General features: G+C 66.5%; 22 protein-coding genes. 20 read left to right on the forward strand and 2 right to left on the reverse strand.

Annotated elements, in window-relative coordinates:
* The first annotated feature begins 34 nt into the window (after positions 1 to 34).
* Genes HCA61_RS11955 through HCA61_RS11965 form a run of 3 tightly spaced genes read left to right on the forward strand, consistent with a single transcriptional unit; the run spans position 35 to position 4,212 of the window.
* The gene (locus HCA61_RS11955; protein ID WP_169688386.1) at positions 35 to 886 is read left to right on the forward strand and encodes a DUF3027 domain-containing protein; all 852 of its coding nucleotides are present in this window, start codon (positions 35 to 37) and stop codon (positions 884 to 886) included.
* 1 nt (position 887) lies between these two features.
* Complete coding sequence (locus HCA61_RS11960; RefSeq protein ID WP_169688387.1) at positions 888 to 3,650, forward strand: ATP-binding protein; 2,763 nt, start codon at positions 888 to 890, stop codon at positions 3,648 to 3,650.
* A gap of 13 nt (positions 3,651 to 3,663) precedes the next feature.
* Positions 3,664 to 4,212 (forward strand): phosphatase PAP2 family protein, encoded by a 549-nt coding sequence (locus tag HCA61_RS11965; protein ID WP_169688388.1) that lies wholly within the window; start codon positions 3,664 to 3,666, stop codon positions 4,210 to 4,212.
* A 26-nt stretch (positions 4,213 to 4,238) separates the two neighbouring features.
* Here the strand turns inward: HCA61_RS11965 and HCA61_RS11970 are convergent, their stop codons facing one another.
* Complete coding sequence (locus HCA61_RS11970) at positions 4,239 to 4,487, reverse strand: DUF2530 domain-containing protein (RefSeq protein ID WP_169688389.1); 249 nt, start codon at positions 4,485 to 4,487, stop codon at positions 4,239 to 4,241.
* An 81-nt stretch (positions 4,488 to 4,568) separates the two neighbouring features.
* On the opposite strand from HCA61_RS11970, the gene HCA61_RS11975 reads away from it, so the two are divergent.
* The 15 genes from HCA61_RS11975 (at position 4,569) to HCA61_RS12045 (ending at position 18,924) form a co-directional block, all read left to right on the forward strand.
* Positions 4,569 to 6,038 carry an NCS2 family permease gene (locus tag HCA61_RS11975; protein WP_169688390.1) on the forward strand — a complete coding sequence of 490 codons (1,470 nt, stop codon included), beginning with the start codon at positions 4,569 to 4,571 and terminating at the stop codon, positions 6,036 to 6,038.
* Between the two features lie 46 nt (positions 6,039 to 6,084).
* Positions 6,085 to 6,516 carry a MarR family transcriptional regulator gene (locus HCA61_RS11980; RefSeq protein WP_169688391.1) on the forward strand — a complete coding sequence of 144 codons (432 nt, stop codon included), beginning with the start codon at positions 6,085 to 6,087 and terminating at the stop codon, positions 6,514 to 6,516.
* A 451-nt stretch (positions 6,517 to 6,967) separates the two neighbouring features.
* On the forward strand, positions 6,968 to 7,513 hold the full coding sequence (locus HCA61_RS11985; protein ID WP_240959140.1) for an aromatic-ring-hydroxylating dioxygenase subunit beta: 546 nt from the start codon (positions 6,968 to 6,970) through the stop codon (positions 7,511 to 7,513).
* A 96-nt stretch (positions 7,514 to 7,609) separates the two neighbouring features.
* Positions 7,610 to 8,995 (forward strand): Rieske 2Fe-2S domain-containing protein, encoded by a 1,386-nt coding sequence (locus HCA61_RS11990; RefSeq protein ID WP_169688393.1) that lies wholly within the window; start codon positions 7,610 to 7,612, stop codon positions 8,993 to 8,995.
* Positions 8,992 to 9,672 carry an isochorismatase family protein gene (locus tag HCA61_RS11995; protein WP_206039917.1) on the forward strand — a complete coding sequence of 227 codons (681 nt, stop codon included), beginning with the start codon at positions 8,992 to 8,994 and terminating at the stop codon, positions 9,670 to 9,672. Before HCA61_RS11990 ends, HCA61_RS11995 begins: the two co-directional genes overlap by 4 nt.
* The gene (locus HCA61_RS12000) at positions 9,669 to 10,931 is read left to right on the forward strand and encodes an NADH-ubiquinone oxidoreductase-F iron-sulfur binding region domain-containing protein (RefSeq protein WP_169688395.1); all 1,263 of its coding nucleotides are present in this window, start codon (positions 9,669 to 9,671) and stop codon (positions 10,929 to 10,931) included. Before HCA61_RS11995 ends, HCA61_RS12000 begins: the two co-directional genes overlap by 4 nt.
* A 2-nt stretch (positions 10,932 to 10,933) precedes the next feature.
* Entirely contained in the window at positions 10,934 to 11,128 is a 195-nt protein-coding gene (locus HCA61_RS12005) for a ferredoxin (RefSeq protein WP_169688396.1), read from the forward strand.
* Between the two features lie 34 nt (positions 11,129 to 11,162).
* The gene (locus HCA61_RS12010; protein ID WP_169688397.1) at positions 11,163 to 11,936 is read left to right on the forward strand and encodes an SDR family oxidoreductase; all 774 of its coding nucleotides are present in this window, start codon (positions 11,163 to 11,165) and stop codon (positions 11,934 to 11,936) included.
* A gap of 75 nt (positions 11,937 to 12,011) precedes the next feature.
* Positions 12,012 to 13,025: a hypothetical protein gene (locus HCA61_RS12015; protein ID WP_169688398.1), complete on the forward strand. Its 1,014-nt coding sequence runs from the start codon at positions 12,012 to 12,014 to the stop codon at positions 13,023 to 13,025.
* Between the two features lie 3 nt (positions 13,026 to 13,028).
* Positions 13,029 to 14,165: a protocatechuate 3,4-dioxygenase gene (locus HCA61_RS12020; RefSeq protein ID WP_169688399.1), complete on the forward strand. Its 1,137-nt coding sequence runs from the start codon at positions 13,029 to 13,031 to the stop codon at positions 14,163 to 14,165.
* Positions 14,162 to 15,043 carry a nitrilase-related carbon-nitrogen hydrolase gene (locus HCA61_RS12025; RefSeq protein WP_169688400.1) on the forward strand — a complete coding sequence of 294 codons (882 nt, stop codon included), beginning with the start codon at positions 14,162 to 14,164 and terminating at the stop codon, positions 15,041 to 15,043. Before HCA61_RS12020 ends, HCA61_RS12025 begins: the two co-directional genes overlap by 4 nt.
* On the forward strand, positions 15,040 to 15,291 hold the full coding sequence (locus HCA61_RS12030) for a hypothetical protein (protein ID WP_169688401.1): 252 nt from the start codon (positions 15,040 to 15,042) through the stop codon (positions 15,289 to 15,291). Before HCA61_RS12025 ends, HCA61_RS12030 begins: the two co-directional genes overlap by 4 nt.
* Before the next feature lie 35 nt (positions 15,292 to 15,326).
* On the forward strand, positions 15,327 to 16,139 hold the full coding sequence (locus HCA61_RS12035) for a GntR family transcriptional regulator (RefSeq protein WP_346777550.1): 813 nt from the start codon (positions 15,327 to 15,329) through the stop codon (positions 16,137 to 16,139).
* 28 nt (positions 16,140 to 16,167) lie between these two features.
* Positions 16,168 to 16,917, forward strand: coding sequence for an aspartate/glutamate racemase family protein (locus tag HCA61_RS12040; RefSeq protein ID WP_169688402.1), 750 nt, complete (start codon positions 16,168 to 16,170; stop codon positions 16,915 to 16,917).
* A gap of 72 nt (positions 16,918 to 16,989) precedes the next feature.
* Entirely contained in the window at positions 16,990 to 18,924 is a 1,935-nt protein-coding gene (locus HCA61_RS12045; RefSeq protein WP_169688403.1) for an FAD-dependent oxidoreductase, read from the forward strand.
* 39 nt (positions 18,925 to 18,963) lie between these two features.
* Here the strand turns inward: HCA61_RS12045 and HCA61_RS12050 are convergent, their stop codons facing one another.
* Positions 18,964 to 19,782, reverse strand: a complete 819-nt coding sequence (locus HCA61_RS12050) for a GntR family transcriptional regulator (RefSeq protein ID WP_169688404.1) — start codon at positions 19,780 to 19,782, stop codon at positions 18,964 to 18,966.
* A gap of 217 nt (positions 19,783 to 19,999) precedes the next feature.
* Between HCA61_RS12050 and HCA61_RS12055 the strand changes: the two genes are divergently transcribed.
* Together HCA61_RS12055 and HCA61_RS12060 are read left to right on the forward strand one after the other, a co-directional pair.
* The gene (locus HCA61_RS12055) at positions 20,000 to 21,412 is read left to right on the forward strand and encodes a permease (RefSeq protein ID WP_206039918.1); all 1,413 of its coding nucleotides are present in this window, start codon (positions 20,000 to 20,002) and stop codon (positions 21,410 to 21,412) included.
* A 49-nt stretch (positions 21,413 to 21,461) separates the two neighbouring features.
* The gene (locus tag HCA61_RS12060) at positions 21,462 to 22,259 is read left to right on the forward strand and encodes an SDR family NAD(P)-dependent oxidoreductase (RefSeq protein WP_169688405.1); all 798 of its coding nucleotides are present in this window, start codon (positions 21,462 to 21,464) and stop codon (positions 22,257 to 22,259) included.
* Positions 22,260 to 22,270 lie beyond the last annotated feature (11 nt).

The raw sequence follows: 22,270 nt of genomic DNA on the forward strand, positions 1-22,270 counted from the left end.
GCCGGGCACCATGCCGGGGCAACAGTCCGGCACAATGGTGCCCGTGAGCGTTGCATCTTCTGCCGTTGCCCCCGGAACGGTTCCTTCGGTGGATCCGGCCGTCCGATCGGTGCTCGCGGAGGCCGTCGAGGTCGCTCGGGCTGCCCTGAGCGAGGTCGGAGAGGGCGCGGTCGGCACCTATCTGGGCGTCACCGCCGAGGACGAATGCGCAGCGACCCACCGCTTCGCAGCCGATCTGGTCGGGTATCACGGCTGGCAGTGGGCCGTTGTGGTGGCCGCGGCACCCGAATCCGATCACGTCACCGTCAGTGAACTCGTATTGCTTCCGGGCCCCGAATCGCTGGTTGCGCCCGCATGGGTGCCGTGGAACGAACGCATCCGCCCCGGCGACCTGGGGCCCGGCGACCTGCTGGCCCCTGCGCCGGACGACGAGCGGCTCGTTCCCGGCTACACCGCCTCAGGTGATCCCGACGTCGACGAGACCGCCGGTGAAATCGGGCTCGGCCGCAAACAGGTGATGAGTCGCGAAGGCCGGCTCGCCGCAGCAGAGCGCTGGTTCGACGGTGAATACGGCCCCCGCTCGGAGATGGCGAAGGCCGCACCGTCGACGTGCATGCTGTGTGGGTTCTACCTGCCGCTCGCAGGGTCGCTGCGGGCAGCGTTCGGTGTGTGCGGAAACGAACTCGCCGCCGACGGTCATGTGGTGCACGCCGAATACGGTTGCGGCGCCCACTCCGATACCACCCTGCCCACCGGCGCGGGTTCACCGAAGTTCGACGCGTACGACGACGGAGCGGTGGAGGTCGTCGAACTTCCCGGTGCCGCTGCAGAGCCCACCGACCACCCAGCCGTCACCGAGAACGCACAGTCGGAACAGACCGACTGACGTGCACGCCTCCGACACCGCGGATCCGTTCGGCACCGCGGCGCTGCGCGATGGTCTCGTCACCGCGTGGCAGTCATCGCCGACACGCTTGCGGGAGGACATCGCCACCGAAGCGGATCTCGTCCGCGCCGGATACCGCGACCGGGTTCTGACCGAGCTGGCCCAGAACGCTGCCGACGCTGCAAGTCGTGCCGGTGTCCCGGGCACGCTGCGGGTGTGGCGCGTCGGAACCTGCCTGCATGTCGCCAACACCGGAGCGCCCCTCGACGAGGCCGGTGTCCAGGCACTGACCGCGTTGCGTGCGTCGAGCAAGACCGCTGGTATCGGACGGTTCGGCGTCGGATTCACCGCCGTTCTCGCGATTTCCGACGAGGTGGAGGTGCGGTCGCGCACCGGGGCCATCAGGTTCTCCGCTGCACAGACCCGTGACCTGCTGACCGAACACGGATTGGCCGTGTCCGGCCGCACTGTGCCGACTCTGCGTCTGGTGTGGCCCAGCACGACGGCACCGGTTGAGGGGAGCGACACCGAAGTGGTGCTCGACGTCCGTTCCGGAATCGATGTCGAAACGCTGCTCGGCGACTTCCGCCGCGAGGCGGTCGATCTGTTGCTCGAACTGCCCTCACTGCAGACGATCGTCATCGACGACGCCGAGTTCGTCCGCACCGAACGTGTTCTCGAGTCCGGTCTGCGGGAACTGCGCATCGGCGATCACTGCTGGTGGGAGCATCGTGGCGCTTCGACCCGATGGCTCGTGCCCGTCGTCGACGGTGTGGTCCGGCCGGTCGGCGACGACGTGCTCCGCGCACCCACCCGGTCGGACGAGGAACTGTCGTTGCCCGCCCTTGTCGTCGCCGACATTGCGATGCAGCCCGACCGGCGGCGGGTTCTGCCGGGCGCGCCCGTGGAACAGCTTGCGTCGGGCTACGCAGACTTCGTCGCGGCACTACCCGGTGATCAGCGACTCGCAGTGGTGCCCACACCGGGTTTCGCGCGCAGCGAGGTCGACGGACGCATCCGTGAGGCACTGTTCGACGAGCTGCGTCGCACCCGGTGGTTGCCCGCCGCAGGCGGGGGCGACGATCTCGCGCCCGACCGCGCGACAGCGCTGACCGGACTCGACGACGCTCTTGCCGAGGCACTCGACGAGGTCGTCCCGGGACTGATCTCTCCGGCGTTGTGCTCACCTCGACACGCGGCGGCGCTTGCTGCGCTCGACGTGCACCGCATCGGTCTCGCGCGAGTCGCCGATCTACTTGCCGGGCACTCGCGGGAGCCGGCCTGGTGGAACAGGTTGTACGAGGCGCTGGCGCCCCTGGTCGTCGACGCCGTCGCGGCCGAGGAGCTCGCGGCCCTTCCAGTGCCGCTGTCCGATGGGCGGACCGTGACCGGGCCGCGGACCGTCGTGCTGCACGACCTCGGCTCCGTCGCATTTCCGTGGGTGAGGCTTGTGCACCCCGATGCGGCGCACCCGCTGCTGACCCGGCTCGGCGCGGGTGTCGCGACAGCAGAAGATCTGCTCGGTGATCCGGCGCTCGCCGCAGCCATCGACGAGGTGTACGACGATCCCGACGACCGAGCGGCCGAGGACCTCGCCGCCGTCGTGTTGACACTCGTCGCGAAGGTCCCCGCAGGGGCCGTGCCCCGCGAACTCGGGAGGCTGTTGTTGCCCGGCGCGGATGGTGAACTCGCACCCGCTGACGAACTGCTTCTTCCGGATGCACCTCTCGCGGAAGTTCTCGTCGAGGATTCGCCGTTCGGCACGATCGACGCCGATTACGTCGAGAAATACGGCGCCGCTGCGCTGCGGGCGATCGGCGTCGGATGGGGATTCACCGTGTTGCGCGCCGACCTGCCGACCGGACCCGACCACGACCTGCCCGACGAGGACGTCTGGTGGCAGACGATCGATACCGATCCCGACACGCTGGTAGCGGTGCGCGATCTCGACCTCGTCGACGAGACCCGCTGGGAGCGGGCGCTCTCGCTGCTCGCTGCCGAGCCCGACACCGCGGCGACACTCACCGACCGTGACGGCTACACGGCTTGGTGGCTGCGCACCTACGCCGTCCTGGGCGATCAGCCGCTCGGCCACCTACGGTACGTGGACGACGCGGTCTTCGACGGTCTGCTCGATCCGTGTACGCATCCCGATGCGGGAGCCTTCCGTACCTGCCTGGCCGGAACCCGGGTCGACGATCCTCACCTCGCCGAGATACTCCTCGATCGGCTCGCCGATCCGGGGCGGCGTCCGGACCCCGCCGCTGTCGTGGCTGCGCACACCGCGCTCGCGCAGTCCTACGCCGCGGGCACCGTCGATCTCGACGGCGTGATCCTGCCGGCCGGAGTTCGTAGCCTCGCGGGCTCTGTCGTCGATGCCGCAGATGCTCTCGTGGCCGACCGGCCGTGGTTCGCTTCGGCGATTCCGGCCGATCGGCTGATCGTCGTCGACCACGCTGCCGCGGCCCCGCTCGCCGAGTTTCTCGACATCGCGGCAGCGTCGGCCGTGATGTCCGGCGAACCGACGGGGCCGGGAGAGGCCACGACGTGGCGGCGTGAACCGGATGCGGTGCTCGCCGCGGTGGCGTCGGGCCTTCCGATACCGACGACGCCACTGGTGATACACGAACAGCTCACGGTGCGCTGTACCGGCGCGATCACCGGCGAGCGCGCGGTGCCGTGGTGGGTCGACGTCTCCGGCACCGTCCACTGCACGCGTCTCGGCCTGCCGGCGGCCCTCGCCGGGTTGTCCCGTAAGTCGTGAGCATCGACAGCACGTGAACATCGACGAGGCGACACTCGATTGGGTTGTCGGCATTCGCAGCCCGGAGCTCACAACGGCGCTCACTCTGGTCACCCACGCCGGCGGCGGGATCGCGAACCTGGTGATCGCCACGACTGCGGTGCTGCTGCTCTTACGGACCTCGAGGCCGGCAGACGCGTTACTGGTCGGGGGAGCGGTGGCCACGGCATGGCCTGTTATGACGGCGATCAAGAATCTGGTGGTCCGGGCGCGTCCGGACGAACCCGAACGGCTGCTGCACCTTGCCACGTGGTCGTTTCCATCGGGACACGCGATGATGAGCGCGGTGCTTGCGACGACCCTCGCGGTCGTCGCGATGCGCGTGTGGCCCCGTGGCGATGGCCGGAGAACGGTCGCGATCGTCGGTCTCGGTACCTACACGGTGCTGGTGGGGCTGAGCCGTGTGTACCTCGCGGTGCACTGGTTGACCGACGTCCTCGCCGGGTGGATTCTCGGCTTCGGCTGGGCGTTACTGTGGGTGTGGTTGCTCACGTGGGTGCAGGGCAACCGGCTACGCGGCTAGCTCGTGACGCCGAGGCCTCGGTGGTCTCACTCGAGACCCACCTGCGCACCCCGCCGACCGCGACGCGACGCCGAGCGTTGAACGAGGAACAGTCCAGTTCCCAAGAGCCCCACGATGATTCCGGCGATGCAGACTGGAAGTGCAGCCGACCAGCGCTCGCCGATGATCAGGACCGCGAGCGTGACGACCACCCAGAGCCCCGTTCCGATCGCGAGTGCGGGCCGGGGGTCGGCGATGGCACGGATCCGTCCGGCGATGATTTCTGAATCTCTCACGAATTGCAGATTAGATCCTCATCGCTGCAATAATCTTCACCCGTTGCGACGCACCGTACTCGACGAGCGGAAAAAGTGGACATGGCCGTAGGCACCGATTCCAAGAGATCATCATTCCTGGACACGTACTTCAAGATCACCGAACGAGGTTCGACGGTCTCGCGGGAGGTACGTGGTGGACTCGTCACGTTCTTCGCGATGTCGTACATCGTGGTGCTCAACCCCTTGATTCTCGGCAGCTTCTCCGCTGACGACGCGACCGCGAAGGTCGACGTCCTCGGCAACATCCTGCCGGTCAACCAGGTTGCCGCGGTCACCGCTCTCGTCGCCGGTCTGATGAGCATCGTCTTCGGTGTTGTCGCCAACTATCCGTTCGCGATCGCCGCAGGCCTGGGTATCAACAGCCTGCTCGCCGTGACGATCGCCCCTCAGGTGACATGGCCCGAAGCGATGGGTCTGGTCGTCATCGACGGCATCATCATCGTGGCGCTCGCCCTCACCGGTTTCCGCACAGCGGTGTTCAACGCGATCCCGAAGGAACTCAAGGCGGCGATCGCCGCAGGTATCGGCGCCTTCATCGCCTTCATCGGGATGGTCGACGCCGGTTTCGTGAGGCGCATCCCCGACGCGGCAGGGACCACGGTCCCCGTCGGACTGGGAATCGACGGTTCCATCGCGTCGTGGCCGACCTTCGTTTTCATCGTGGGTGTGCTGCTCATGGGTGTCCTCGTGGTGCGGAAGGTGCGGGGCGGCCTGCTCATCGGCATCGTCGCCACCACGATCCTCGCAATGATCGTCGAGGCCATCGCGGAGGTCGGACCGTCGCAGGGCACCAACCCGAAGGGCTGGAACCTCGGCCTTCCCGCAGCGCCCGATTCCTTCATCGGCCTCCCCGACCTGTCCTTGGTCGGTGACGTCAATCTGTTCGGCGCGTTCACCCGTATCGGCGTGATCGCCGCGTCGTTGCTGGTGTTCACCCTCGTGCTCGCCAACTTCTTCGACGCGATGGGCACCATGACGGGCCTGGGTAAGGAAGGCAACCTCACCGACAAGGACGGCAATCTGCCGGGCATCGGCAAAGCCCTCGTCGTCGAAGGCGCCGGAGCCATCGTCGGTGGCGGAGCCTCCGCATCGTCGAACACCGTGTTCGTCGAGTCCGCGTCGGGCATTGCCGAAGGGGCCCGTACCGGCCTCGCCAACGTCGTAACCGGCCTGATGTTCCTGCTCGCGATGTTCCTGACACCCCTCTACGAGGTTGTGCCGATCGAGGCCGCTGCGCCCGCACTCGTCGTCGTCGGTGCGCTCATGATCGGCCAGGTCCGCGAAATCGACTTCACGAAGTTTGCTGTCGCGCTCCCCGCCTTCCTGACGATCATGGCGATGCCGTTCACCTACTCGATCGCCAACGGCATCGGCGTCGGCTTCATCACCTGGGTCGTCCTCCATGCGGTGAGCGGCAAGGCACGCACTATTCATCCGTTGCTGTGGATCGTGGCGATACTGTTCGGGCTGTACTTCGCCGTGGACCCGCTCACGGAATTGCTCACCTGACACAGCGGCGGGTCGAAGGCCCGATCTGTCCCGTATTGTGCTCGCCATGATCTCGGACACACGGGCACTCGCAGGCGACCTCGCGCTTGCTGTGGTGCGTTTGACGCGGCATCTGCGGGGACAGCGTAGCCATTCCCGAGTCACTCTGACGCAATTGTCGGCCATGCAGACGTTGCGGACGGAAGGTGCGATGACGCCTGGAGTGCTCGCGTCCCGCGAACGGGTTCAGCCGCCGTCGATGACCCGTGTGATCGCCTCGCTGAACGAACTCGGCCTCGTAGATCGCACTCCGCATCCCACCGACGGCAGGCAGATCATCGTCAAGTTGTCTTCTACGGGAGACAGCTTGCTCGCCGATGAGCACCAGGCGCGTGAAGTGTGGCTGACCGAACGTCTCACGAAGCTCGACGACGACGCCATCGCGACCTTGCGCGAGGCGGTCGTCATTCTGACCGAGTTGGTGGCCGAGGACGGCTAGTGTTCTGAGCCCCCGCCGCGACGTCGAGCGCGGCAAACCTCATCACGGTCGCTGCATGCGGTGATCGTGTCATCGCGCCCGATCCGGTCACTACGCAGCATTGTAACGCTGCGTCGCGCAATTGCCGCACAACATCGAAACCCCTGCAGCTCAGAGGGATTCGGATCGATCATCCTGGGGGCTGGTAGAGGGGCCGACGCGGCTCTGCCGCATGGGCTCGCGCGCCTGACCGTCCTCGAGACGCGGTTGCGGCTGCCCTGCACGGAGCGGCGGACCGCGTCGGTGGCGTAGCTCCCCGAGAGGGAATGTTGCGGGGAGGTTCCATTACGGAACCTCCCCGCTTCGTTTGTTTCCGCGTCGTAACGATCGAAATTGGGTCTTGCCAAACTGCGATCCGTGCCACAAACTCAACTGCATCCAAAAATGTATGCAGTTGGAGGGAGGTACAGGTTTGACCACGCAGTCCCTGATCGCGAAGCGCCCGCTCGCGACGTCTGACCCACGCCATGTCGATGTGGTGGACTTCCTGCATTACGAGGCCGAGTTGCTCGACAATCTGGAAGAGCGTCGCTGGCTGAGTGAATTGGTCAGTCGCGACATCGAGTACCAGGTGCCCGTCCGCGAGACCGTGGAGAGGGCTCGGGGTACCGGATTCTCCGCCACGACCTTTCATCTCAAGGAGAATCTCGGCTCGCTCGATTCACGGGTGACCCGAGGTGAGACGAAGTACGCGTGGGCCGAGGATCCGCCATCACGAGTTCGTCACTTCGTCACCAACATTCGCGTTCGACCTCACGAGAGCGCCGACGATCTCATCCGGGTCAAGAGCAACATCCTGATCTACCGGACACGGCAGTCGCAGACAACTCCGCAGATGCTCTCCGGTGAACGCGACGACGTCCTCCGGCGCGAGGGCGGCGAACTCAAGCTTCTGCGCCGCACCGTGTACCTCGACCTCAGTGTCATCGGTACGCACAATCTTTCTCTCTTCTTCTGAGATTCGACCCCGAGAACTCCCCGGGCCCGCCCCAGTCGAATGCGGCTGTGACGACCGCGAGCCCGCTCGCCAAATCCCCCCAGCCAGGAGTGACCTATGAAGCCAGTGGCGACGCAGAGCGCGCTGCCGCCGCGAGTCCAGGAACTGATGGACCGCATCGACACCGGATTGCCCGAAGGCCGGATTCCGTCCGCCATCATGGGCAACCCGGACGTGTATCAGACCGAACTGCGGCGGATCTTCGGCCGCGCCTGGGTGTACATGGCTCACGAATCCGAGATCGAGGCGAACGGCGACTACGTCGTCCGTAAGATCGGCGAGGACTCGTTCGTGGTCACCCGAGATGAAAATGGCTGTATCAACGTACTTTTCGATGCGTGTCGCCACCGTGGTGTGCAGATCTGCCGCGCCGACTCCGGCAACTCGTCACATTTCCGGTGCCCCTACCACGGATGGACGTACTCGTCGGATGGGTCGCTCGTCGGGGCGCCGATGTGGAAGAACGCCTTCGGCAACATGAGCAAGGAGGCCAACGGGCTTGCCCGCGCCGCGCAGGTCGAGTCGTTCCACGGGCTCGTTTTCGCGACACTCGACCCGACGGCGCCGCCTCTGCGGGAGTATCTCGGTGGAATGGCCTGGTACCTCGACCTGGTGTTCGGCCTCGACAAAGACGGCGTCGAAATCCTCGGCAAGCCACAGCGTTTCATCGTGGATGCCAACTGGAAGTCCGGTGCGGACAACTTCTCCGGCGACGACTACCATCTCGGCACCCTGCACAAGTCGGTGTGGTCGATCGGTGCCTTCCCGGTGCCGTTCAGCGAGAACATGATGGGGTACCACATTCAGGCGTCGCCCGGTCATTCGCTGTCGTTCTCCATGGCGGAGTACGCGGACGAGCCGGGGCCGAACTTCTTCGGGTTCCCCGAGTCGCTGGCCGAGCACTTCGACAGCGTCAACATCTCGCCCGAGCAACTCGAGGTGGCTCGGCGGTCACGGGTGTTCGTGGGCAATGTGTTTCCGAACTTCTCGATCCTGGCGTTACCGATGACCGAGGACGGTGCGCATCACGCGCCCACCGGAATCCTCACGATCCGCACGTGGCAGCCGAAGGGGCCGGGTCAGATCGAGATCTGGAACTGGTTCGTCGGTTACAAGAACATGACTGCGGAACAGAAGGAACGCGCGTACCAGGCGGGCCTGGGCACCTTTTCGCTGGGCGGCTCGTTCGAGATGGACGACACCGAACCGTGGCTGAGCGTGACGAAGAATGGTGGCTCGGTGGCTGCGGAGATGCTCGGGTTCGAACTGAACTACGAGATGGGCATGCCAGGAATCGGTATGGCCACACCCGTGTCCGACTGGCCCGGACCGGGAAAGGTCTTCTGGACCAGGTACGAGGAAGGCGTCCAGCGCAATATGTACCAGTTCTACGCCGACATGATGCGCGCAGAGCCGGGTGAGTGGCCGGAGTTCGAGTTTTGAGCGCGGGCACGGCCGGGGTGCGGGAACGGTACGCGGCCGGCGGACTTCTCGGGAAGCTCACCCCCGGCAGCGCCCCCGCTGTGATCGTCGTCGACCTGCAGTACGGGTTCACCGACCCCGAATTCGGCCCCGGATTCGACCTCGACATCGTGGTGGCGGCGACGAGGTCCCTCGTCGACACAGCACGGGCACACCGGATCCCGGTGTACTTCACCACCATCGCATTTCCCCAGCACGACGGGGCGGCGGCCACGTGGCTGCAGAAGATGCCCGCACTGTCCGGGCTGCGGTCCGGGCACCGGAGCACCGAGATCGACGCCCGCATGGGACGGCACGAGGGTGAGCCCCTGATCGTCAAACAGGCTGCGTCGGCCTTCGCACACACCGCACTCGCCGACCTGCTCGCTGAGGCGGGAATCGATACGGTGTTCGTCGCGGGCGCAACCACTTCGGGATGTGTGCGGGCCACCGTCGTCGACGCCTGCGCCGCAAACCTCCCGGCATTCGTGGTCCGCGAGTGCGTCGGCGACAGGGAGATTCCACCGCACGATGCCTCACTGCTCGACATCGACGCCAAATACGGCGAGGTCGTCTCCCTGGAGGCTGCCACGACCATGCTTGCCGCGATCGCCGGAACCACCGGCGTCGCCGAGCCTCACGCAAAGGGGTTGCCATGACACTCGCCATGCCGCAGACGGCCCTGCACCGAGCCCCGGACTTCCGTGCCCCGGCACGTGTCGTGGGCGGCACGCCGGCACGACTCGCGCTGCCCGCGGCGAACGATCCGGCATGGGGGCTCGCGGACGAACGGGCTCTCGGATTCTTCGGGGCGCCTGTGGAAGGCGACGCCTTCCTCGCCGAACTCGAGGTCTCGGGCTTGCGAGGCCGCGGCGGTGCAGGGTTCCCGGCACACCGCAAGTTCGCCGCGGTCGCCTCCGCACCTGGTGACTGTGTCGTCGTCGCGAACGGACATGAGGGCGAACCGGCGTCGGCGAAGGATCGGTGGCTGCTCACGCATCGCCCGCACCTGGTGCTGGACGGGTTGCTCGTCGCGGCCGCGGTCACCGGCGCATCCGATGCCATCGTGTACGTCTCCGACCCGGAGCTGCGCGAGATCGTCGACCGCGCGGTATCGGAGATCACGGCTGCAGGCCTGGTGCCGGCGGAGGTGACAGTTCGGACGCATCTCGCCGAACACACCTACGTGGCAGGCGAGGAGTCGGCCGTGTGCCGGTCGATCAACGGATTTCCGGCCAAGCCGACCAGCAAACCGCCGCGCCCCTTCGAATCCGGTGTGCGCGGCCTGCCGACGCTGATCAACAACGTCGAGACACTCGCTCATGTCGCGTGGATCCGCCGCCACGGCGCTCAGGCGTTCGCTGCCACCGGATCGGCGTCCTCGACAGGGACCGCGCTGTTCACCCTCACCGGTGCGGTTGCCGAGCCCGGCGTCTACGAGATGTCACTGGGTGAGCCGATATCGGCGCTCATCGCCGCCGGTGGCGGATCGGCCGCCGACACAGCGGGTCTGCTTGTCGGGGGCTGGTTCGGAGGCGTCCTCACCGGCGACCACTCGACCCTGCGATGCTGCTACGACGCGGTGCGCGAGGCGGGCGGCGGATTGGGGTGCGCCGCGGTCACCGTTCTCGACGCCGGCCAGGATGTGGTCGCGCTCGCAGGGGAGCTGAGCGCATGGTTCCAGTCGGAGTCCGCGATGCAGTGTGGAGTGTGCGTCAGCGGAACCAACGCGATCGCGCGGGCGTTCAGGCAGGTCCTGCGAGGCGATGCCGCCGCGACGCACCACGAGAATCTCATTCGCTGGGGCAGCACACTTTCCGGTCGTGGCGCGTGTTCGTTCATCGACGGCGCAGCGAATCTGGCGCGTACTGCGGGACCCCTGCTCGCCGCGGAGCCGCTCGATGGGAAGGAGAGCTGAGGATGCGAATTGCAATCGACGCCACCAGGTGTGACGGATACGGAACCTGCTTCGACGTGTGTCCGTCGGCTTTCGAATCCGATGACTGGGGATACGCAGCCGTACGAGGCGACGGCACCGTCCCGGCTGGGGACGAACCGAAGGCACTGCGTGCGATATCGCTGTGCGCCGAAAACGCTGTCCGCCAGATCGGCTGATCCCGAGCGCTTTCGGAACGAGTAAGGAGATATTGTGTACTTGGGCTTGGAGAACGGCGTCGCATTGGTCACGGCCGCGTCGAGGGGAATCGGACGGGCCACGGCGGAGCGCCTTGCCGGCGAAGGGATGACGGTCGTCGCCACCTCGCGTTCGGCGACCGGGAACACCGAGAAGTTAGGGAATGGGCGGATCGAACAGCTCGCCCTCGACCTCGACGACAGCGACGCTACTGCCGGTTTGGTGCAGACTGTGGTCGACCGCTTCGGCCGGCTCGACGTCATGGTGCTCAACACGCCCGGACCGCGCATCCTTCCCGCTCTGAACCTCGGATGGGAAGACTGGCAGCGGGCGCACGACCAGCTGCTGCGTCCGGTGGTCCAGTTGGGCACTGCGGCGTCGCGCGTCATGCGCGAGCAGGGTGCCGGTGCGATCGTCCTGCTGACCTCGACGTGGGTGCGGCAGCCGGCGCTCGGCGGGGTGCTGTCGTCGTCGTACCGCTCGGCCGCATCGGCTTTCGCGAAGACGCTGGCGGCGGAGCTGGCCGGAGACGGGGTCCGTGTGAATCAGGTGATGCCCGGCGCGACCGGAACAGACCGCATGCAGGGCATCGTCGAGATGAAAGCCCGCACCAACGGCACCAGCGTGGATGACGAAATCGCCAAGGTGGTCAAGGACATTCCGATGGGGCGCTGGGGCGTCGCCTCGGAGATCGCTGATGCGATCGCCTTCCTCGCGTCTCCTCGGTCCTCCTTCGTGACCGGAACGTCCCTCACGGTCGACGGTGGCGCTGTGCGCGCAGCGCACTGACCACCGGACCATCCACAGCCCCCGGCAGGACAAGCACTGCCGCAGCAGAAGCAACAGCGACAAGGAGCAAACGACATGCCGAATACTTTGACCGAGAACTTCGTCGAGCAGTTCAAGCGATGCAGGGTGACCGCTGACGAGACGGTCGGCATCATCGCCGAACTCGGTCACAAGGACGAGTACGTGGCCGCGGCGGTGGCCGCAGCTCGCCAGCTCGGCGCAGGCGCACTGGTGCTGCACGCGTCCAGCCTGTCGAGCCCGATGCTGCCGCCGTATGAGGCGGACGGACGTGAGGTGGCTCCGTTGCTCGCCGCGGCGGGAGAGTGCGACTTCGTCGTGGATGTGACCGTCGGCGGACTCATCCACTCGGACGTGCGGACCCGCATCACGGGCAACGGCAAGCGGATGCTGTTCGTGGCCGAGCCCAACGACGTCCTCGAGCGGCTCATGGGTGACGGCGATCTGCGCCAGACTGTCGAGGCCGGAGGCAGCAGGTTGCGGGCCGGCAGCACCCTGCACGTCACCAGTGCGGCGGGAACGGACCTCACGGCCGACATCTCCGGTGACGGCCTGCCGATCACGCACCAGTGGGGCTACGTCGACGAACCCGGCCGCTGGGATCACTGGCCGTCCGGATTCGTTGCCTGCTTCCCGAACGACCGGACCGCCGAAGGCAAGATCGTCCTGCAGCCCGGCGACGCGCTGATCCCGTGGCAGCGGTACGTCCAGGATGTGGTGACGATCGAGGTGGAGAAGGGTTTCATCACCAGGGTCTCCGGATCCGGCACGGACGCCCACGTTCTCAACGACTACTTCGAGGCCTGGCACGACAGCGAGGTGTGGGCGCTGAGCCACATGGGGTGGGGTCTGCTTCCCCGTGCCCGGTGGTCGGCCTTCGACGTGTACGACCCCCGAAGCCTGTATGGTCAGGAACTCCGTTCCACTGCAGGAAATTTCATGTGGTCTACCGGATCGAACCGCTTCGCGAACCGGGAGACCCCCGCGCACCTCGACGTCCCGATGCGGGGATGCACCGTGGAGATCGACGGCGTCGCGGTGGTCCGCGACGGCGCACTCGTGGAGGAGTGAGCAATGGACAAGAACGCAATCGAACAGGCGATCCTCGCCATGGCAAAGGACGCCGAGCTGCTCGCCGCCGTCAAGGCGGAACCAGCCCGGGCACCGGAACTGCTCGGCGTCGACCAGGAGTGGGCCGAGACCATCATCAGCGGCAACCGTGATCGGCTGCGCGCGGTGGGCCTGAACGACGGACTCACCATTTTGGTGAGCCGATGGTTCAAGGACGATCTGGGTGACTCGTCGAGCGCCGGCGGATTCGTTGTCGACGAGAGTATTCCCGTTCCTGCCCCGGATCTTCCGCGGAACCTGGTGTTCGCCGGAGGCTGCTCGCATGTGCCGGATCTGCTGGCGCGTCCCGAGATCGACCCGGAGGATGCTGTCGAGCGTCTGCTCGCCGGTTACGAGAAGTTGAAGCGCGACCTGGCAGCCGCCGATCCCGACGTCATCCTCGTATCCGCCGACTGCCACTTCCAGAGCTTCCGAACCGGGCACTTCGTCCTCGGAACGGGTGTACAGCACGGGGGGTCGATGGAGTTCTTCAAGCGACCCGACCTCGACCTGAATCTGACGGGCCACCCCGAGTTCGCGCGGACCCTCGCTGACGCGGTGCGCTTTGCCGGGCAGGAGGTCGAAGAAGCCGATGTCGTCGAACTCGACCACGGCCTGATCGTGCCGCTGCGCCTGCTGCTGCCGCGCCCCGACCTGCCGGTGATTCCGGTGATCACCCAGCCTGCTCGCACCTTCTCCCCGTTCAACGCGCGGCGCTTCGGCGAGGCGATGCGCGCGGCGGTGGAAGAGTCGGGACTGAAGGTCGCGTTCCTCGCCACCGGCGGTCTCTCGCATTGGCTCGACCCCGGACACTTCGGCGGTGTCGATGTCGAATTCGACACGTACATTCTGAAACTGCTCGAGACGGGCCGCGGACTCGACCTGTGTTCCCTCGAGCCGTTCCCGCTCCTCGAACACGGCCAGTACGAAATCATGAACTGGATGATCATGCTCGGGCTGCTCGGGCCCGGTGTGCACGGCGACGTATACACGTACGAGCCCATGGAAGCATCCGGTGGTGGGTGGACCGTCGTCAACATGGACCTGGCTCGGGCCGCAGCAGGCGGGAGCGAGTCGCTCGCGGAAGCCCGTTCGTCATGAGCAGCGTAGTGCGGGTCGGGCTCACGCAGTGGCACGCCACCACCGAGATGGACGCCAACCTGCGGACCGCGGTACGCCTGATCGGCGAGGCCGCCGACCAAGGTGCCACCCTTGTCGTGCTGCCTGAGAACGGGCTGATGCTCGGCTCCAATGTCGAGATGCGGGAAGCGGCTCTGAGCGAGGACGCGACCCCGGTGCTGGAACTGTGCCGCGTCGCCGCAGAGCGACGTGTGGTCGTCGTCCTCGGCGGCATGAAGAACCGCACCGACGACGGAATCTTCAACTCGGCGCTCGTCATCGACCGGGACGGCACGATCGCCGGCCGATACGACAAACTGCACCTGTTCGACGCCACCATCGGAGGCCGCTCCTTCGAGGCGTCCTCGGTGGAACGGCCGGGGGCGTGCCCGGTGCTCCTCGACGTCGACGGCGTGCGTTTCGGGCTCACCATCTGCTACGACGTCCGATTCCCCGAGCTGTCACGGGAACTCGCAGCTGCGGGCGCACAGGTTCTGCTCGTGCCCGCGGCGTTCGTGCAATCGACCGGTGAGGCGCATTGGCATACCCTGCTGCGCGCCCGCGCCATCGAGAATCTCGCGTACGTGGTGGCGCCGGCGACCGTCCACTCGCCCACACCTGATTACGTCGATGCGTTCCCGACCTATGGGCACGCGCTGGCCGTCTCTCCGTGGGGAGAAGTACTCGCCGACCTCGACGAGTCACCCGCGGCGGTGCAGGTGGTCGAACTCGACCTCGGGCAGGTCGACAAGGCCCGCGCGACACTCCCGGTGCTCGCCGGCCGCCGTGCAGCGGACGTCTACCGAACCCCGCCGCGCATCGTGTCGACGGGCGTACATGCGAAGGAGCCGGTGGTATGAGCGACAAGGCATCGCAGGGATTGCCCGCCGGTGTGGTCCGGGCCGACGAATGGACCGGGCTGGGCAACGAGTTCGCCGGCGTCCAGTTCCGGAAGGTGTGGACTCGCAACGGTGAACGGCTCGAGCTGTACGTACCGCGGACCGGTTCGCGGATCCTGCTCGACCCGATGGCGCTGGAAGTGCTCGCCGATCAGGAGCCGGCGTTCTTCACCGGCCTGATCGCCACCCGACTCGGATCGCACGACTGACCGTGAGCAGCAGGGGGGCGCGCCGGGGAACCACCGTGGACGACACGTACATCGCGATTCGGGAGCGAATCATCGACGGCCACTATCGACCTGGCGTGACGCTGTCACAGGTGCAGCTGGCTTCCGAACTCGATGTCTCGCGAACACCACTGCGGGAAGCTTTTCGTCGGCTCGAGGCGGAGCGGCTCGTCGTCACCGAGGCGAACCGCGGTGTCATCGTGGCGCCACTGGCGCTGTCGGACGTGGAGGACTCCTATGCGGTCCGTCTGCTCGTGGAGCCGGCGCTGATCTCGGCGACCCTCGACCGGGTCGTGGACGCGGACATCGACGCGATGGAATCCGCGCTGGCGGGCATGCGCAGGACTGGTGTCTCACCGCGGGAGTTCCAGCTTGCGCACTGGGAGTACCATCGGGTGATCCTCGGTCGGTGCCCCACCGGGATGCGTGAACTGATCGAGTCGCACCTGACTCGGATCGACCGCCACCAGCGGCTCTACTTCACTCACCCGGAGGCGCTGGAGGACGTCACGGTCACCGACGGGATGTTCCTGGAGGCGGTCCGCGACCGCGACGGCGACCAGGCTCGGCTGCTGCTCGAATTCCACCTGCTCGACGCGGCGCTGGGAATGATCCTCGCCGACGACCCCGACCACGAGTTCGGCTCGCTTCCAGTCGTGCTGGGCGGCATGTCCATCCGACTGCACGACCTGGAATCGCTGCGTACGGGCGGCCGTGCCCACGTCAGCTGGGACCTTGGCGGCTGCCACCGGGTGCCGGTCCTCGGGACGAGCAATCTGAACTCCGGTGCGGCTCACCCGCACGGGCATCACACGATGTTGTCGGCGTAGCCGGCACGACAAGTAGGAAGAGACACACATGAGTGCCAACTATCGCGTGGGCATGATCGTTCCCAGCTCGAACACCACCATGGAGACCGAGATCCCGGCGATGCTCCGTGCCCGTGAGGAGATCCGGCCGGAGGGATTCACCTTCCACTCGTCACGGATGCGTATGCAGCACGTGACCCCGGAGCAGCTCGCCGCTATGGACGCGGACTCGTTGCGGTGCGCCGCCGAACTCGCCGATGCCCGGGTCGATGTCATGGCCTACGCGTGCCTGGTCGCAATCATGTCCCAGGGCCGCGGCTACCACTGCGAATCGGAACCCAAGTTGGCGCGAATCGCCAAGGAGGAGAGCGGCGTCGACATCCCCGTGTTGTCGTCGGCGGGAGCCTTGACCGAGGCCCTGGCGCATCTCGACGTGAAGAACATCGCCGTCGTCACCCCCTACATGAAGCCGCTCACCGCGACAGTGTGCGACTACATCGAGCACCAGGGGTTCAACGTCGTGGACTCGCTGAGCCTCGAGGTGCCCGACAACCTCGCGGTAGGCCGCCTCGACCCGGAGAACCTGCTCGAACATGCCCGCCGTGTCGACACGTCGGGCGCTGATGCCCTCGTGATCAGCGCCTGCGTCCAGATGCCCTCGTTGCCGATCCTGGACCGCTTGCAGCAGCAGTTCGACATCCCCGTGCTGTCCGCCGCCGCCGCGACGACGTGGCGGCTGCTGGGACGACTCGGCCTCGAGCAGGTCGTTCCCCGCGCAGGCGCCCTGTTGGCGCCCTGACATCCCTCGGCACGCGCACATTCTGGTGAGGCTGCACATATCGAAGCCGATCCCCGTCCCACGGAGGCCCCAGTGAACCACCAAGCGCTGTTCACCCCCGGACAGATCGGACCCGTCGAGGTCCGGAACCGTATCGTGAAGTCGCCGCAGAGCACCGCGACGTCCAACCCCGACGGCACCGTCAGTCAGCGGACCGTGAACCACTACCGGCGCCTGGGTGAGGGCGGTGTCGGGCTCGTCATGGTCGAGTACAGCTACGTCGACGACGACGCCAGCAAGGCCATCCACAATCAGGTCGGCGTCAGCCGCCGCGAGCACGTCCCCGGACTGGGCTGGCTCGCGGACGAGGTGCACTCGACTGGCGCGAAGATCGGGCTGCAGATCGCTCACGGCGGCAGGCAGAAGTTCCTCGGCACCGCCCCCATCAAGTCGGCATCGGATTCGTCGTGGTACGACGTGGAAGCGCAGTACGGTGTCGTTCCCACGCCGATGACTCTCGACGAGATCGACGGCGTCGTACAGGCGTTCGGTGAAGCCGCGGCACGTGTGCACGCCGCCCGCTTCGACCTCGTCGAAGTGCACGCCGGCCACGGCTATCTGATCACCAACTTCCTGTCTCCGCACACCAATTCCCGCACCGACGAGTACGGGGGAAGTTTCGAGAACCGTTCTCGGCTGCTGCTGCGGATCGTTGATTCGATCCGGGTGTCCGTGCCGCGCGAGTTTCCGCTCAGCATCCGGGTCTCGGTTACCGACTACGAGCAGGACGGCATCCCGATCGAGGAGACCGTGCAACTCTGCCGGCTACTCGAGGAACACGGCGTCGACGTCATCCACGCCTCCGGCGGACACCACGCCACGATGGAGTGGGAGGTCAGCCCCTGGTACCAGGTGCGCACACCTCACCGCTGGGGTTGGGAGAAGATCAAGGACGCGGTGACCATCCCGGTCGTCGCCTCGGGATCACTGGTCACCCCCGACATCGCCGCGGAGATCGTCGAATCCGGCTCTGCCGACTTCGTCTCCCTCGGCCGGGCGATGCTCGCTGACCCCGACTGGGCCCGCAAGACCCGGGAAGGTCGGGTATTGGAGATCACCCCGTGCATCCGCTGCAACGACGGCTGCCTGCATCGCGGGCTGAACAAAGGCCGCAGCGCCGGATGCAGCGTCAACCCCCACATGGCGGAGGAGGGTCGGTTCCCCGTCGAGGCCTCCGCGATCCGCAAGAACGTCGCCGTGGTGGGCGGGGGCCCTGCGGGTCTGCGCAGCGCCGCGGTGCTTGCGGACCGCGGCCACGACGTGACAGTCTACGAACCGAACCATCTCGGTGGACTGCTCACGCACGCCACGGGATCGACTGTGAAACAGGACCTCTCGGGCCTGGTCGACCACCTCGTCCACGAGGTGCGCCGACGGGAGGTCACCGTCGTTCCGGCCGCCGCCGACGTCGAGGTGCTGACCTCCGCCGGCCACGACACGGTAGTTGTCGCGACCGGTGCGCCACACCGCCGCCCCGGCTTCCCTGTCGACGAGGCTGCCCCGGTGATCCTGGCGAGTTCCGTCCGCGCCGGCACTCCGATCTCCGGCAACGTGGTGGTCGTGGGCGGCGGACTGCAGGGCTGTGAGGCGGCCCTGCGGCTCGCCGAGATGCCCGGCGCCAAGGTGACACTCGTCGAACAGGGCAGTGGGCTGCTGCAAGGCGACGAGGTGTTCACCGACGTCGAGCGACTGCCCCGTCACGTCGACGCCGCCGCGGTGGACGTGCGACTGGACACCCGGGTGGTCGGCGTCGACACGACCGGGGTGCACGTGCAGATCGGCGACGAGAGTGCGGTGATCGCCGCGGACACGGTGGTGCTCGCACTCGGCCGTGTCCCGGCGGACGGCGGCCTCGAATCCGAGCTCCGGGCGGCGGGTCTGGACGTCCGGGTCGTCGGTTCGGCAGTGGCGCCCGGACGAGTGTTCGACGCGATCCACTCCGCGTTCTTCGCGGCGCGGCTCGTCTGACGGTGCCCGCGCCGGCCGGAAGCCCCGGCCGGCGCGGGGTCAGGGGGCCGGTCGCAGAATGAGATTGGAGGTCGCCACCTCCGGAAGGATCGGGTCGTGATCGAGCCAGTAGATCGGGGCCGGACGGTTGATCCGCCCGGCGTCGTCGTGCTCGATGACGATCTCGCGTCCGCGCAGTGCCACGAGCAGAGAGTCGAACTCGTGGTCGGGATCCGCGTCGAGGACCAGTCCGAGCGCGGCGTCGATCAGGTGGAACTCCATGATTCGGCGGGCGGACGGTGCATTGCGGGCCTCGATCGCCGCGAGGAAGTGGCGGTCGGAATGGATGAAATCCTCGGGCGTCCGCTGGTGGGAGAGGTACACGCTCTGGTGCCGGTAGATCATCGTGTGCAGCGAGCGGGTCAGATCGGCGAACGTCTGGGGGTAGCGGGTCAGCGCGACATCGTGGAACCGCTGGTGAGCCTGCTGAAACCTTCGATTGTGGGCGCGGTGGGCTTGCATGTCGTCGAGTGCGACGCGCATCTCGGCGACGTCGTCGTCGGTGAGGTCGTCGATGACGGCTGCGAGTGTCGGGGGTTCGACGAGGATCCGGAGCGCGTAGTTCTGCTCGGTTTCCGAGTTGACGATCGGTGCGACGTGCATTCCGCGGTTGGCGGTTGCGACGAGGAGTCCGTCCGCTTCGAGGCGTTGCAACGCTTCGCGTAGGGGAGTGCGGCTGACGTTGAATTCGGCTGCCAGCTGTTCCTGTGACATCCGTTGTCCCGGTGGATAGGTGCCGGTGATGATGCGATCACGCAGGACGGTGCACAGCTCGTCGACTGTGGTGCCGGAGCGTGTGCGGGCAGTCACCGAAGTCATCGTCTGCTCCTAGCTGTCGAGGGCGGTTCCGCTTTTGCATACAGTTTCGCACCTCCTGTGGTCGGAATGCGTCCCGTGTCCGCCGCACGGCGCGCCACGCGGCGCTCCGAAGATCTGTAACTGGACCGTTACGTGGGGGTCTTCCAATTAACGTGACGCTCCTTACACTGACTCTCTACAACTGTATTCAAATCTGCACACACTTCTGGAGGTGGACATGCCTGCTGTGCCCGTACCCGCATCGTCAACGTGCGATGCCGTCGATGACGGGAATTTCAGCGCGGCCCCCGTACCGCTGACTGCCCGACTCGGCCGCTGGCAGGTCACGATGTCGTACTGGTCGCTGTTGTCCGCCATGGTGTGGCTCTTCTACGGTGCCCTCGCTGCCAGTCTGTACGGCACGAAGAACGCGATCCTCGCGATCGCCCTGTCCACCGTCGTCTACTCGATCGTCAACATTTTCACCGCCCGCCTCGGCGCTCGTTTCGGCCTGAACAGCACCCTCCTCACCAAAACGATCTTCGGCCGCTGGGGCTCGATACTGACCGCGGTGCTCCTCGCTGCGACCACGCTCTACTACGCTCTCTTCGAGTCCAGCACCCTCGCTGTCGCCTTCCAGCTGTACTTCGACGCCGGCGACATCCGCATCTGGTATGCCGTCGTCGTGATCGCGATGATGCCGCTCATGCTCGGCAGCGTGCAATCGTGGATGGGTAAACTCAACGGAATTCTGTTGCCGTTCTATGTGATCGGCCTCGTTTGTGTCCTCATCGCGGCACACGTCAAGTTCGGCGGCAACTCCGACTGGCTCGCCTTCGCCGGTGTCGTCCCTGACGAGGGCCGCTCGCTCCCCGGTTGGCTACTCGGCGCGATCCTCTACATGGGCATCTTCGTCAACATGCCGAACACCATCGACTTCGCGCGATTCTCCAAGCTCGAGGACGAGACTTTCCACGAGCGCGTCACCTTCGGATGGGTCTTCTACGCCGGACTGTTCGTCGTCAACGGGATCGCGGGCATCTACCTCGTGCAGACCGTCCTGCCTACCGAACCCGCCACCGAAGACGGTGTGGTGCGGGCGATCCTGGCCAGCCTCGGATTCCTCGGACTCCTGTTCATCGTCGTCTCCCAGACTCGCGTGAACAGCGTCAACTACTACCTGTCCACCACCAATTTCGAGAGGATCCTCAGCAGCTTCTCCTCGGTACGCCTACCCCGGGTCGTGTGGGTTGGCGGCGTGTCCCTCGCCGTGTTCGCGCTCATGCTGACCGATGTCTTCCACTACCTGCAGACCGCCCTCAACTGGCAGGGCGTTCTCGTCGTCGGCTGGGTCGGCGTCGTCCTCACCCACTTCGCGCTCCACGTCCGCGATCGTCGGCAGGGCCCGGCCGTCGACGATGCCGCCGTGCCCGCAGTCGGCGTCGGACTCGCCGCGTGGATCGTGCCGTCGGTGATCGGCATCGCACTCCTCGAGGTCGACGGTGTACCAACACTACTCGCGCAATCCGCGCAGCTCGTCGTCCTGGCTCTGGCCGTGGTGTCCTACACGGTGATCAGCTGCATTTCTCGCCGCTCCGGCTCGGCCGGCGATCGGACGCGCGCGACCGGCGACCGAGTACCGGTCGCCTGACCACCCACCAACTTCGAACAATCAGCACGATCAGATCAGGAGCGACATTATGGGTGCACTCGACGGCCAGGTCGTCGTCTTTACAGGCGCGGGCGCGGGAATCGGTCGATCAGTGGTGACGCGCTACGTCGCCGAAGGGGCACGAGTCGTCGCGCTGGACCTCTCGGAATCGGTGAAGGAACTGCCCGCCGAACTCGGCGACTCGGTGATCCCGATCGTGGGAAACGTCGTGAACTGGGACGACAACGTCACCGCTGCCCGGGCCGCCCTCGATACATGGGGACGCATCGACGTCTTCGTCGGCAACGCCGGTATCACCGACAATGCCCAGGCCCTCGAGGACATCGACGGCGATCAGCTGTCCGGTGCCTTCGGTGAGCTGTTCGGTGTCAACGTCCTCGCGCCGATGCTCGGTGCGAAGGCATGCCTCGATGCCCTGATCGCCTCCCGCGGCAGCATCATCCTCACCGGATCCTTCGCCAGCACCAATGCCGCAGGCGGCGGCGCCCTCTACACGGCATCCAAGCACGCGGTGCACGGCCTCGTCCGCCAACTCGGCTATGAACTCGCTCCCGATGTCCGTGTCAACGGCATCGCGCCGGGCGTCGCGCCGACGCGCTTGCGGGGCACCGAGTCGTTGGGGCAGCAGATGTCCGATTCGGTACTCGACGGCACCGAGAAGGCGCTGCCGTTGCAGGAGGTAGCGTCGGTGAGCGCCTACGACGGCGTGTTCACAATGTTCGCATCGCGCACCGAGTCGGCCGCGATGACGGGCACCCTCGTGACCGTCGACAGCGGGTTGTCGATTCGCGGAATCGCCCGTCCCGGCGGTCGCGTCAGGGCGTAGCCCGGACATTG

Source organism: Rhodococcus sp. HNM0563 (genome assembly GCF_012726195.1).
Classification (GTDB): domain Bacteria; phylum Actinomycetota; class Actinomycetes; order Mycobacteriales; family Mycobacteriaceae; genus Rhodococcus.

Bases quoted from the DNA above. Each gene is read 5' to 3' on its own strand.
- HCA61_RS11955 (WP_169688386.1), top strand. From the start codon at position 35: ATGGTGCCCGTGAGCGTTGCATCTTCTGCCGTTGCCCCCGGAACGGTT.
- HCA61_RS12000 (WP_169688395.1), top strand. From the start codon at position 9,669: ATGACACTCGCCATGCCGCAGACGGCCCTGCACCGAGCCCCGGACTTC.
- HCA61_RS12030 (WP_169688401.1), top strand. From the start codon at position 15,040: ATGAGCGACAAGGCATCGCAGGGATTGCCCGCCGGTGTGGTCCGGGCC.
- HCA61_RS12020 (WP_169688399.1), top strand. From the start codon at position 13,029: ATGGACAAGAACGCAATCGAACAGGCGATCCTCGCCATGGCAAAGGAC.
- HCA61_RS11980 (WP_169688391.1), top strand. From the start codon at position 6,085: ATGATCTCGGACACACGGGCACTCGCAGGCGACCTCGCGCTTGCTGTG.
- HCA61_RS11990 (WP_169688393.1), top strand. From the start codon at position 7,610: ATGAAGCCAGTGGCGACGCAGAGCGCGCTGCCGCCGCGAGTCCAGGAA.
- HCA61_RS12050 (WP_169688404.1), bottom strand. From the start codon at position 19,782: ATGACTTCGGTGACTGCCCGCACACGCTCCGGCACCACAGTCGACGAG.
- HCA61_RS12005 (WP_169688396.1), top strand. From the start codon at position 10,934: ATGCGAATTGCAATCGACGCCACCAGGTGTGACGGATACGGAACCTGC.
- HCA61_RS12055 (WP_206039918.1), top strand. From the start codon at position 20,000: ATGCCTGCTGTGCCCGTACCCGCATCGTCAACGTGCGATGCCGTCGAT.
- HCA61_RS12025 (WP_169688400.1), top strand. From the start codon at position 14,162: ATGAGCAGCGTAGTGCGGGTCGGGCTCACGCAGTGGCACGCCACCACC.
- HCA61_RS12060 (WP_169688405.1), top strand. From the start codon at position 21,462: ATGGGTGCACTCGACGGCCAGGTCGTCGTCTTTACAGGCGCGGGCGCG.
- HCA61_RS12040 (WP_169688402.1), top strand. From the start codon at position 16,168: ATGAGTGCCAACTATCGCGTGGGCATGATCGTTCCCAGCTCGAACACC.
- HCA61_RS11975 (WP_169688390.1), top strand. From the start codon at position 4,569: ATGGCCGTAGGCACCGATTCCAAGAGATCATCATTCCTGGACACGTAC.
- HCA61_RS12015 (WP_169688398.1), top strand. From the start codon at position 12,012: ATGCCGAATACTTTGACCGAGAACTTCGTCGAGCAGTTCAAGCGATGC.